This window comes from Methanolobus sp. ZRKC2 (assembly GCF_045291185.1).
Lineage (GTDB): Archaea > Halobacteriota > Methanosarcinia > Methanosarcinales > Methanosarcinaceae > Methanolobus.
Genome location: NZ_CP146980.1, coordinates 1092864 through 1104839 on the forward strand (window position 1 = coordinate 1092864; position 11976 = coordinate 1104839).

At 42.5% G+C, this 11976-nt stretch carries 10 protein-coding genes; 6 read left to right on the forward strand and 4 right to left on the reverse strand.

Annotation, left to right across the window (positions count from 1 at the left end):
• Positions 1-66: 66 nt before the first annotated feature.
• The gene (locus tag V7O62_RS05085; protein WP_406657934.1) at positions 67-3639 is read right to left on the reverse strand and encodes a methyl-accepting chemotaxis protein; all 3573 of its coding nucleotides are present in this window, start codon (positions 3637-3639) and stop codon (positions 67-69) included.
• Positions 3640-3931: 292 nt separating this feature from the next.
• On the opposite strand from V7O62_RS05085, the gene V7O62_RS05090 reads away from it, so the two are divergent.
• The 6 genes from V7O62_RS05090 to V7O62_RS05115 all read left to right on the forward strand — a co-directional run bounded on the left by V7O62_RS05090 (position 3932) and on the right by V7O62_RS05115 (position 10058).
• Entirely contained in the window at positions 3932-4717 is a 786-nt protein-coding gene (locus V7O62_RS05090) for a PAS domain-containing protein (protein ID WP_406657935.1), read from the forward strand.
• Complete coding sequence (locus tag V7O62_RS05095; protein WP_406657936.1) at positions 4683-4988, forward strand: PAS domain-containing protein; 306 nt, start codon at positions 4683-4685, stop codon at positions 4986-4988. The genes V7O62_RS05090 and V7O62_RS05095 overlap by 35 nt, the downstream gene beginning before the upstream one ends.
• Positions 4989-5233: 245 nt before the next feature.
• The gene (oadA, locus tag V7O62_RS05100) at positions 5234-6961 is read left to right on the forward strand and encodes a sodium-extruding oxaloacetate decarboxylase subunit alpha (protein ID WP_406657937.1); all 1728 of its coding nucleotides are present in this window, start codon (positions 5234-5236) and stop codon (positions 6959-6961) included.
• Positions 6962-6972: 11 nt separating this feature from the next.
• Positions 6973-8454 (forward strand): acetyl-CoA carboxylase biotin carboxylase subunit, encoded by a 1482-nt coding sequence (locus tag V7O62_RS05105; RefSeq protein ID WP_406657938.1) that lies wholly within the window; start codon positions 6973-6975, stop codon positions 8452-8454.
• A gap of 57 nt (positions 8455-8511) precedes the next feature.
• Positions 8512-9483: a biotin--[acetyl-CoA-carboxylase] ligase gene (locus V7O62_RS05110; protein ID WP_406657939.1), complete on the forward strand. Its 972-nt coding sequence runs from the start codon at positions 8512-8514 to the stop codon at positions 9481-9483.
• Positions 9484-9494: 11 nt separating this feature from the next.
• On the forward strand, positions 9495-10058 hold the full coding sequence (locus V7O62_RS05115) for a hypothetical protein (protein ID WP_406657940.1): 564 nt from the start codon (positions 9495-9497) through the stop codon (positions 10056-10058).
• An 11-nt stretch (positions 10059-10069) separates the two neighbouring features.
• Here V7O62_RS05115 and V7O62_RS05120 read toward each other — a convergent pair whose 3' ends face one another.
• The 3 genes from V7O62_RS05120 to V7O62_RS05130 are packed head-to-tail and all read right to left on the reverse strand — an operon-like array spanning position 10070 to position 11963.
• On the reverse strand, positions 10070-10990 hold the full coding sequence (locus V7O62_RS05120; RefSeq protein WP_406657941.1) for a coiled-coil protein: 921 nt from the start codon (positions 10988-10990) through the stop codon (positions 10070-10072).
• The gene (locus tag V7O62_RS05125; protein ID WP_406657942.1) at positions 10987-11655 is read right to left on the reverse strand and encodes a hypothetical protein; all 669 of its coding nucleotides are present in this window, start codon (positions 11653-11655) and stop codon (positions 10987-10989) included. Before V7O62_RS05125 ends, V7O62_RS05120 begins: the two co-directional genes overlap by 4 nt.
• A 17-nt stretch (positions 11656-11672) precedes the next feature.
• Positions 11673-11963: a DUF424 domain-containing protein gene (locus V7O62_RS05130; RefSeq protein ID WP_406657943.1), complete on the reverse strand. Its 291-nt coding sequence runs from the start codon at positions 11961-11963 to the stop codon at positions 11673-11675.
• Between the last annotated feature and the right edge of the window lie 13 nt (positions 11964-11976).

The window sequence follows — 11976 nt, forward strand, 5'->3', positions numbered from 1 at the left end:
ATCGAAAAACAGGATTTATTGATTGCCAATCTCAAATTATTCTTTATCCTGCAATCTTAAAAAATTTCATAGAAGAGCAGGGCGCGATTTTCCAGACTTATTTACATCGCTACCCGACATTTCTTCAGGAACTTTTTCCTGAAAAGATTCTTTATTTGTCGTTCCAGCACCGTCAAGAACAAACCTGCCGACAACATCTTTCATTTCCTTTGACACAAGTGTAAGACCATCGGCGGAATTTGCGAGTTCTTGCATGGATGCAGTCTGCTCCTGCACGGCAGCAGTTGTTTCTTCAGTGCTTGCAGCAGCCTCTTCAGATATGGAAGCCACATCCTCCACAGAAGAAGTAACTTCTTCAATAGAAGCTGACTGTTCCTGTGCGGCGGCGGCAATATCCTGTACCATACTTGCAATAATATCACCAGTAGTTACAACTTTTTCAATTACTACAGCAGCTTCATTGAGTGCCTCCGCACCTGTAGAAACTTCTTCAGAACCCTGCTGCATGGAAGTGACTGCATTGGCAGTACCTTCCTGGATCTGGCGTATGAGATCTGCAATCTGTTTAGCTGCATTGCCCGAATCTTCGGCAAGTTTTCTGACTTCATCCGCAACTACGGCAAATCCACGACCATGTTCGCCTGCACGGGCAGCTTCGATTGCTGCATTAAGAGCAAGCAGATTGGTCTGATCTGCAATGCTGGTAATAAGATTGACGATTTCACCAATTTGTTTGGACTTGCCATCAAGCTCCATTATGACATCGGAGGAATCGGATGCTGCATCCTTTATGCCATCCATTTTTTTCAGGAGGTCCTTGGTAATAATACCAAGATTGTGGATCAGGTCATTGGACTCTTTTGCAGTTTCAGCAGCCTTTTGGGAATTGGAAGCTACTTCCTGAACGGTCATGGTCATGTCAACCATTGCACGTGAGACTTCCTCAGTCTTTACAGCCTGGTTCTGAGAACCCTTCGATATGGAAGCGATTGTTTCGGCAACTTGCGTCGCAGAAGCAGATATTTGCGCTGATGAAGCGGACAGCTCATTTGCAATTACAACAACATTATCAGCTGAACCCTTTACCATTGAAGCGATCCCATTCATTGAAAGTCTTGTCTGCTCGATCCCACCAGTCAGTTTCCTGAAGTCGCCAACACCGTCAACATAGACCGGACGTGTCAGGTCATTCCCGGTTATCGCAGTAAGAACTTCCCCGGAATCACTTATGAGGGATTGCAAATTGTCACCAAAACCATTCAATGTTTCAGCAAGAACTTTGAAATCACCCTTCATCTCGGTCGTTATTCTTGAGTCAAGCTTTCCCTCGGAAAATTCATTGATTATCTCGGAACTTTCCTTTACCGGAGCGACTATCGCATCAAGTGTCATGTTTACACCCTCAACAATCTGCCTGAAATCACCACCATGCCTTGTAGGATCTGCTCTTACGGCAAGATTTCCGCTTATTCCTGCTTCAGCAAGCATTTGTGAATCTTCAACAAGAGACTTTATAGCATCTATCGATTGATTCAAATTATTCTTGATCTCATTGAAGTCGCCATAATAGGTGTCAGTAATCTTTTCAGGAATATTACCTTTTGAAATTCTGTCAACGTACTCGGCTGCAACGTTAAGAGGACCGATCACTGCATCAAAAGCTTCGTTAACGGCAACTAAAGCTTCATTATATGTACCCTCGAAATTACCTGCATCAGCCCTGAAATCAAGTTTTCCCTGAGATGTTGCATGTCCCATTTCAACAAATGAATCTACCATACCCTGAATATTTTCCATCATTTGTATGTAGGCAGGCAAGAACTCATCGTTCTCAGACCTCTGCCCTATTTCCCTGTAAACTTCAAGCATCTGGAGATCACCGCGTGCTATTTTCTTGCTTGTATCCAGAACAGCTTTCTGGTGACCAATCACCTCGTTAACTTCCCGGGCCATTTCACAGAAAATACCCTGGTAGTTTCCGCTGACATCTACGGTAAAATCATTAACTGTGAGATTCTGAAGGACAGTATTGCACTCTGTCAAAGCACCCAGTCCATCGATACACTGGTTGAGATTGTTCTTGATCTCATTAAAGTCACCTTTATATTCATCAGTAATCTTCTGCGGGATCTCACCTTTGGAGATACGATCAACATATTCGGCAGCAACAATAAGAGGAGATATCAAAGCATCCAGGGTCCTGTTAACACCCATAACTATCTGTTGGCAGTTACCTTCAAAAAGATCTTCATCAGCCCTTGCATCCAGCTTTCCGTTTATAGCCGCATCTGTCAGTTTCACAACCTCTTCTGTAACGCCAACCTCGGTACTGATATCAAGCACATACTCAAGAGCACCCACAACATTTCCATGGCTATCCTTAAGAGCTGTACCGGTATAACGAATAGGCATTTCACCCGAAGGCAGTTTTGCTGTGGTGTCCGCAGTACATATTTTTCCGGTCCGCATTGCCTTTGCAACCTGGCAGTTCTCCGTCTGGCAGTGATGAGTATTGAAAAGATCATAACATTTCTTACCGACACAGCCTTCAGGAGTCTTTCCTACTGCAGCAGCACCTGTCGGATTCATGAAAGATATATTATAATCAGTATCTATTGACATAACAGGCGTAGGAATACTGTTAAGCAATTCTACTTTTGACCTGGTGTCATCCAGTGCATTCCTGACTTCGGTCTGGTCCATGAATATTTCAAGAGAACCGATCACATTGCCTTTTCTATCTTTAAGAGGTGATCCACTGCAATTTATATGTACATCCGACCCAAGATCCGCAATTGCTTCACCATACTCTACATTATGTGTCCTCATCGACCTGGTACATACACAACCATCTGTCTGGCACACATTGGTCTTGTAGTGATCATAACATTTCGTCCCGACCATTACCTGAGCATTCAATCCTGCGGTCTGGGAAGCTTTTTCGTTTACATAAGAGATATTATAGTCTTTATCTATAATCATGAAAGGTACCGGGATACTATTAATATGGCCTACGAGTGTACCGAGAATATCATTCATTCCCTGAACAAGGTTTGCATATTCGCCCCCGACCTTTCCTGAATCTGCACGTACCGTAAGCTTTCCCTCTATTGCGGAATTGGTCAACAATTCTGCTTCTTCAAGAAGAGTATTGATGGAATCTATACAGAGGTTGAGGTTGTTCTTAATCTCGTTGAAGTCACCCTTGTATTCATCTGTGATCTTCGGAGGGATGTCACCTTTGGAAATACGGTCAATATATTCCGCAGAAACAATCAGGGGACCTATCACCGCATCAAGCAATTCATTAATCCCTTCAAGGATTTTTCTTGAATCACCTTGATAGTTCTCTACTTGTGCGCGTGTGTCGAGCTTGCCTTCCACAGCTGCATCGATCAGGCTCAATACCTCATTGACAAGGCTACTTTGCCCCGCTGAAGCAGAAGAAGCAAGCTTCCCATTTACATCCAGGCCATACTTTAAGGATAGATATTCATCAAGGATCGTGTTTACAGATTCTGCCGCTTTACTGTTAAGCGAACCCGCCTTCAAAGACATACGCGCATTTAAGTCCCCGGAAATTACAGCATCTATTACGCTGATAAGTTCCGTTTTAAATTTATCGTTCGTTCCAAACATGTTACCCGTCCATGAATTACTCTCACATTTTAACTTAATTTTGCGCAACTTCTGATTTGTTACGCCGTTGCATATCACAGATGATTAGCATCTTTGATTAGCAAAAGGATATTACAAAGTATTCTATATAAATTTTATGATATATTAATAATAGAATATTACATGTATGATTTTAACTAACAGTAGCAAGATAAATCAAAACATCTAAATAACACTGAGATAAATAAATATAATCTTATATTAAAACCAGAAACACACAAAGCAATTTAATATACAAATCTAAAACTTTCTGATGGCGGTATCTATGGATATATATACCACACAATTGAAAAAAGTTAAAAAACTATTACAGGCCAACCCAAGAGGTATGAGCGTAACTGATATTGCAAAAGAGATGAAATTAAGCAGAAATACTACTGCAAAATATCTGGAGATGTTACGCATCAGCGGTTGTGCGGACATGGAGTCCATCGGCACCGCCAAAGTATATTATTTATCGCACAGAATACCTGTTTCCACGTTACTTAATTTTTCTTCCGAATGTATCCTGGTAGTAGACAGCTACCTCAGTATAATACAAATAAACAAGAAGTTTCTGAGTCTGCTTGGTCTTGTAAAGGACAATGTAGTGGGGAAAAAAGCTGATAGCCTGTTGTCACCCATGTTCCCGGAAATAAATATTGCTGCCAAATTAAATGAAGCCATCAACGGAAAAGAGCACAAGGAAACCATGCATTTTCTTAATGATGAGAAAGATTGTTTTTTTTACACCAAGATTGTACCTTCAACTTTCGATGAAGGAGAACAGGGAGCCACACTTATACTGGAAAACATTACCGATAGAGTTTACAAGCATAACTCATTGTTAGAGCACCGCGACCGGTTGGAAATGCTTGTACAAGAAAGGACAAAAGAACTGGAAGAGACAAACAGACTCCTGAAAAAAGAAATTGCAGAAAAGAAAAAAGCCGAAAAACTCCTGAAAGAGAGCGAAGAACGGTACAAAAAACTGTACATGGAATCCACCCCTTGGACATCAGTTCATGACAAGAAAAGGGATCATTCTGGTGGTGAGTAGCGAATGGTTGCATACGATGGGATACACCGCTGAAGAAGTCATAGGAAAACCTTTCGAGAATTTCTTACGCGACGAAAATAAGGACACACCAGTAAAAGAAATACAATCTGGAAAGCAGAATAATATCTTTCACTCCCATTGTGAAATGACCAGAAAGGATGGGGCAATAATTACTGCAAGCCTTAGCTGCAATTTCAATAATGATAAATCGGAAAAGGATGATAGAATCCATTGTAAAATAGAGATATTTGCTACAAGAATTCACTTTTAGGGAATAGGATAAAAAACAGTATAGCTGTAATAAATTTTTTTTGTAATAAAGCCATTAGAGGACTTTTTTGTAGCTATATAAGCACTTACCAGAAACTACATAAAAGAACATGATATATAGAATAGAAATCCATCTGAGACGTGGTGCCAGATGGTTTACAAAAATTATTCATAGTAATTATTCACAGTGATTATTATCATGACAATACTAACATTGACACAATAATCACTTCCCGGAGGATTCCCATGAAAGTAAAAATAACTGAAACCATTCTACGAGATGCGCATCAATCACTTATTGCAACCCGAATGCGCACCCGAAACATGTTACCAGTAGTTGACAAACTGGACGAAATTGGATATTTTTCACTTGAGATGTGGGGAGGTGCTACATTTGATACCTCCATAAGATACCTGAACGAAGACCCTTGGGAAAGGTTGAGGGAGCTAAAAAAGCACATGAAGAATACACCGGCCCAGATGCTCCTGCGCGGACAGAATCTGGTTGGTTACAGGCATTACTCTGATGACGTTGTGGAAAAATTTGTTAAGAAAGCCCATGAGAACGGCATTGATATCTTCAGGGTCTTTGATGCTGTAAATGACATCCGAAACATGGAAAAAGCAATAACCGTGGCTAAAAAGGAAGGTGCACATGTCCAGGGAACAATATGTTACACCATAAGCCCGGTACACACCATTGAGAAATATGTCGAACTTGCAAAAGATCTTGCAGAACTGGAATGTGATTCCCTGTGTATAAAGGATATGGCAGGACTGATTTCACCACAGCAGGCACATGACCTTGTGAAAGCCCTGAAAACCGAAGTGAACCTTCCGGTGGACCTGCACTGCCATTGTACATCAGGCATGGCACCGATGAGTTATACCGCTGCATGCAGGGCAGGTGTCGATGTACTTGACACCGCACTTTCACCCTTCGCATGGGGTACTTCCCAGCCACCTACAGAATCTATTGTTGCCGCACTTGCCGAGACAAAACGTGCTACAGGACTGGACCTTGAACTGATAGCCGAAGTTGCCAAATATTTTGCGGATCTCAAAGAAGAATACAGATGCATACTTAATCCGATATCAGAGCAAATCGACACTAATGTATTGCTTTACCAGATACCGGGCGGTATGCTGTCAAACCTGGTTTCCCAGCTCAAGGAACAGAATGCACTTGATAAGTATAATGATGTACTTGACGAGATGCCAAGGGTCAGAGCCGAACTTGGATATCCTCCGCTTGTCACTCCGACAAGCCAGATAGTAGGTACCCAGGCTGTACTCAATGTCCTGATGGGTGAGAGATATAAGGTAATCCCAAAAGAAGTGAAGGACTACGTGCGTGGCCTTTACGGCAGGCCTCCCCAGAAAATTGATGATGACATCGTCGGAAAGATAATAGGAAATGAGGACCCCATAACATGCCGGCCCGCAGATCTTCTTGAACCTGAATACGAGAAGATGAAAAAGGAAGCCGAAGAAATGGGACTTGTAAAGAAAGAAGAAGACATACTCACATACATCCTTTATCCGGCAGTTGCACCTGCTTTCCTAAAGGGAGAAGCAAAGGAAGAAGAGCTTGTGCCGGTTAGCACACAACCACATCCCTGTGCCTCTGAAAATAAGACGGTACTTCCAACTGACTTCAAAGTAGAAGTTGACGGGGAAATGTTCAATGTCAAGGTCAACCCGGTTGGAGGAGCAGTAACAGTAGAAGCTCCAAAAGAAGAAGTAACTTCAGAATCAGTCCCAGGAGCAGTTACCAGCCACATGCAGGGAATGATTCTGTCCGTTAAAGTCAAAATTGGAGACCAGATAAGCGAAGGTGACACTGTCTGTGTGATAGAGGCAATGAAAATGGAGAATGCCATTCATGCACCACACGGAGGCACCGTGAAAGAGATATTTGTTGCAGAGGGTGATGCTGTAACTTCCGGTTACGTACTTATGAGCATTGACTAGAGGTAGTTATTATGTTCAAGAAAGTACTTGTTGCAAATCGAGGAGAAATCGCCATCAGGGCGATGAGAGCATGCAGGGAACTGGGAGTCAAGACCGTAGCAGTATACTCGGAAGCAGATAAGAATGCTCTCTTTGCAAAGTATGCGGACGAAGCTTATTATATCGGTCCTGCACCCTCAAGCCAGAGTTATCTTAACATGGACAAGATAATAGAGGTGGCCCTTGAGAGCGGAGCAGAAGGCATACATCCTGGCTACGGATTCCTTTCGGAAAACAGCGTCTTTGCAAGAAAATGTGAAGAGGCAGGAATAGTCTTTATCGGCCCGCCCAGCAAAGCAATCGAGCAGATGGGAAGCAAGATAGCAGCAAGAAATACAATGATAAAGGCAGGTGTTCCGGTAGTTCCCGGAACCGAGGGAGCCATATCAAACGAAGAAGAAGCTATCGAAATAGCCGACTCCATAGGTTATCCGGTCATGATCAAAGCATCAGCAGGAGGGGGCGGAATTGGTATGAAGATAGTCCACTCCAAAGAAGGTTTCAAGGCAGCCCTCAATTCAATCCAGTCTGTTGCTGCTTCAGCTTTTGGTGATCCCACTGTCTTCATAGAGAAATATGTCGAGGAACCCAGGCATATAGAATTCCAGATACTTGCAGATAAATATGGGGATGTCGTTTATGTTATGGAAAGAGAATGCTCCATACAGCGCAGACATCAGAAGCTAATAGAAGAAGCACCATCTCCTGTAATGACACCCGAACTTCGTAAGGAAATGGGTGAAACAGCAGTCAAAGCTGCCAAAGCTATAGGTTATGAGAATGCAGGAACTGTAGAATTCCTCTATTCAAAAGGAGATTACTACTTCCTTGAAGTTAACACTAGGTTGCAGGTCGAGCATACCATTACCGAAATGATCACCGGTATAGACCTTGCTAAACAGCAGTTGCACATTGCATGTGGTGAAAAGCTCCCATACAAGCAGGAAGATATTGTCCACAGAGGATGGGCAATAGAGTGCCGTATCAATGCAGAAGATCCGCTTAATGATTTTGCACCTTCTCCAGGTAAGATAAGGAGATATCGCTCCGCAGGAGGTCCCGGCATACGAGTTGACAGCGGAGTACATATGGGATATACTATATCACCATATTATGATTCCATGATCTCAAAACTATGCGCATGGGGACAGACAAGGGAAGAAGCCATTGACCGGATGAAGCGTGCACTCTATGAGTATGTAGTTGCAGGAGTAACAACAAACATCCCATTCCACAAGGCAGTTCTGAGAAACGAAGCTTTCAGGGAAGGTAAACTTACAACTCACTTCATCGACGAATACAATATCATTGAAGATGTCAAGAAGGTCGTGGAAGAAGATTCCGAAGAGGGAGCTACCTTGAGGTCGGCACTTGATAACCGGGAGCAGAAAGTTGCAGCCATTACAGCAGCAGTAGGTTCATATATGGCTGCTGCGGAAAAGCAGAAAAAATAGTAAACCTGTGTAAGTAATATATAGTGTGGGAACTTAATATTTACTGGTGGGATAGCTGTGAATGGTAATAAAGCCGAGATTATCAGAATACTTAAAAGTTCAGAAGGTAAACCAGTATCCGGTCAGGAGATCGGATCGAAACTTGGCATAACCCGTGCAATGGTCTGGAAATACATAAAGGAGATCAAGAAGGATGGTTATGAAATCCAGTCCTCACCAAAGGTAGGATATGCACTAAAGTCCTCACCGGACATGCTTTACCCGGAACAAATAAAGGCAGGCCTTGAAACAAGTATGCTCGGAAAGGAGATACTTTACTACGACGAAGTCGAATCTACAAATATCATTGCGAAAGAGATTGCGGATAAATACCCCGAAGGTACGATAGTTATAGCGGAAACCCAGGATAAAGGGCGTGGACGTATGGGGAGTGAATGGCAGTCAATGCCAGGCGGGATCTGGTTCTCAGTCATATTGAAACCTTCCGTACCTCTGGAATACGCAGCTAAGATAACACTGCTTGCAGGACTGGCAGTGACCAGAGCAATGCAAAATCTGGGTGTTGATGCCCGCATCAAATGGCCAAACGATGTGCTAATCAGAGGTAAAAAAGTATGTGGAATACTTACTGAAGTCGATGCAGAGGTTGAAAAGATTGAGCATATCATTCTGGGAATAGGCATTAACGCAAATGTCAAAACGAATGAATTCAGGGACGAAATCAAAGAAAATATCACAAGCCTTGAAGCAGAGCTCGGGAAACCCATTGATAGAGTTTCTTTCATTAAGGACCTGTTTTTTGAACTTGAACAGCAGTATATAAAATTCAAGACCCAGCAATTTTCAAGCATCGTCAGTGAATGGATATCAGTTTCAGACACCATTGGCAGGAAAGTAACCGTTACAACGCCTACGAGGATAATCGAGGGTAAAGCAGTAGGGATTACCGATAGAGGCGCTCTTCTGGTCCAGTCCAAAAACAACGTAAGAGAGGAGATTATCGCAGGACGCTGCAGACATAGTGAATAAAGGTCCAAATTATGGGAAGCAGATTAGGCGATCAAAAAGAGATCATAATTGCTGTACTCTTAGTTGTCTTTCTATTATCCCACCCTGCCATAGTCACATGTGCTGAGAACAAGATGCTTCTGAACGGAACAGGTATCTTTCTGGCTACAGGTGAAGCATGGACATTTGACCAGGGATACCAGTTGGAAGTTAAAAGTGTGAATCCGGCAGATAACAGGGCATGGGTGCAGCTTTCACTCAACGAGGACATATTGCATGAAGGAATAATGGGCGAAAGTGAAACTCTGATATATTCGCATAACAGCGAAATATTGAATATTACACTTGACACCATATATTCAAGTCCTGCCGGAGAGCTTGTCACATTTAAACCTGTATACCAATACCTGGACCCGGAGCTTCCGGAACCGGAATCAAATGAAATCACGGAAAATGAGCAACCTGAAGAGAATACGACAGACATCCAGGAAAATGAAAATAGTCCATCAATACCGGGTTTTGGAGTATTACTGGCACTCACAGCAATTGCAATTATAACATATTGCCGTGGTCAAAAAAATAAAAAAGGAAAATAAAGGAAACGTTATCAGAATTTGAGATTCCCTTTTTCCATCAGGACCTTAAGGTCTTCAAGGCTTAGTCTTGCATTCTTATCCAGCTTTTCCTTGGCGACTACCAGATGCTCTTCCTGCTTTTTCTCATCTTTTTCAAGATTTATATCGTTGAGCTTCTCCAGATAGACATCCAGTTCCTCTCGCAACTGGGAGATTTTGGCCTTGAGCGGGTCGATCCTTTCCCTAATAGGTGCGGTCACAGCAAACTTTGCAGTTATCTGGGAATGTGCAAGATCCGCATCTTTACGTATCTCATCCACTTGCTTGTAAAGATCTATCATCTCAAGATGGTACTTCTGTGATTGCTCTGCAAGCTCGTGTATTTCACCACCTACATCCACATGGGTTTCGAATACATCCTTCGAACTTTCATAGGCTTCCACAAGTTTCTGATGAACTTTGTTTGCATCAAAAGCTGCATCGAGACGCTCCTTCATTGTAACCAGTCTTTCAAAAAGGTCGATCTCATGGTTTAAGGGAATATCAGCATTCACAAAAACATCGAGGTCAGCCACATATGCCTTTGAAAGAGTCTCCACACTTCCCTTCGAAAGATTGTTCAGATCATCACGCTTGCTCTTCAATTCATTGATCTCGGTTGAGTACTGACGCTTCTTGTCTTCAATCTCATTCCTTGAGTTCTTGAGAGAAGAAATCTTTGCATTGAATGCATCCCTTTTGGACTTGGCTTCACGGGCCTTTGCTACAAGGGCCCTCACTTTTGAATTCAATTCATCGCGTTTTGCCTTGAGATCATCCATATTGGTTCGATGAAGTTTTAACTCCTTGTAAATGGATTTTAACTCCCTGTCATTATGGCTGATCTGAGTCCTGAGTTCATTGACCTTGTTTTTCAACTCTTTCTCCGACATCGTTGAAGCTTCTTCGGTCATGCTTTCACCTCATCTCCCTGCTCTAATGGTAGCTTTTCCCAGTACACAAGCGCCTCCTTGTGACTGTTTATCCTGCTTTCCAGCCATTTATGCCGGGGAGCTATCTCGCCCAGCTCCTTTTCGGACTCTGTTTTCTCTTTATCGAAATTAATATCCGAGTTTTTTATGGAAGACAGTTCCATACTGGAAGCAGCAGCATCGTTAATTCTTGCTTTAACTGAATTCACAGCATCTTTTGCATTTGAGTAATCTGAGGCAAGTGAAGATAACTTCTCAAGAATAGAGTCAGCAAGCTTCTTTTCCTCCTCGGGAGGAAGAGAGGTTTTTGCCTTTGATATATCCTCCAATATATCCCGCAATCTTTTCTGGAATACAGAGTCGTCCACAGGAAGAGCCTTCAGTTCATCCATTTGCTTCTCAGCCTGGTGGTAGAACAATTGCCTTTTCTCAGTAAGGATATCGATCTTGCTGTCCATCTCATCCTTTTTCTGCTTGGATAAGCTGATAGCAGAATTCAGTGACTCCAGCTTGCTCTCGATCCCATCCAACTCTAATCTATACTCACCCAACAAACGTTTATGTTTGTCAATTACTTTTTCAAGTAGTTCTTGTTTCTCGTATGTAGTTATGTCCACAACATTTCCATCCTGGGCACCATCACTCATAAGTAAACCTCATTACATCAAATTCTGAATACCTGGGCATGCGCTACCCCATCGATAAATCTAACACAGTCTTTGTCCACAGCGCCACAATCTATGGCACAAGACACGGATTTTTCTCCGAAAATATTGACATTTCCTGCATCAAGCAGAGTATTCCTTAACTCTTCTTCTGACACAAGGTCCCCTTTATAGAATTCCTCTGAAATAGTTACACTGAGATTGCCTTCTTTAAGGGTCTTCCCGATAAGATCTTTGTCGCACACAGCAACGATCACATTTTCACCGGATCTATGTATTTTAAGATACATCAAATCACATCGA

Excerpts from the sequence above, each read along its gene's own strand:
- V7O62_RS05095 (WP_406657936.1), top strand. The coding sequence starts at position 4,683 with ATGACAAGAAAAGGGATCATTCTGGTGGTGAGTAGCGAATGGTTGCAT.
- V7O62_RS05115 (WP_406657940.1), top strand. The coding sequence starts at position 9,495 with ATGGGAAGCAGATTAGGCGATCAAAAAGAGATCATAATTGCTGTACTC.
- V7O62_RS05130 (WP_406657943.1), bottom strand. The coding sequence starts at position 11,963 with ATGTATCTTAAAATACATAGATCCGGTGAAAATGTGATCGTTGCTGTG.
- V7O62_RS05120 (WP_406657941.1), bottom strand. The coding sequence starts at position 10,990 with ATGACCGAAGAAGCTTCAACGATGTCGGAGAAAGAGTTGAAAAACAAG.
- V7O62_RS05085 (WP_406657934.1), bottom strand. The coding sequence starts at position 3,639 with ATGTTTGGAACGAACGATAAATTTAAAACGGAACTTATCAGCGTAATA.
- V7O62_RS05105 (WP_406657938.1), top strand. The coding sequence starts at position 6,973 with ATGTTCAAGAAAGTACTTGTTGCAAATCGAGGAGAAATCGCCATCAGG.
- V7O62_RS05125 (WP_406657942.1), bottom strand. The coding sequence starts at position 11,655 with ATGAGTGATGGTGCCCAGGATGGAAATGTTGTGGACATAACTACATAC.
- V7O62_RS05090 (WP_406657935.1), top strand. The coding sequence starts at position 3,932 with ATGGCGGTATCTATGGATATATATACCACACAATTGAAAAAAGTTAAA.
- oadA (WP_406657937.1), top strand. The coding sequence starts at position 5,234 with ATGAAAGTAAAAATAACTGAAACCATTCTACGAGATGCGCATCAATCA.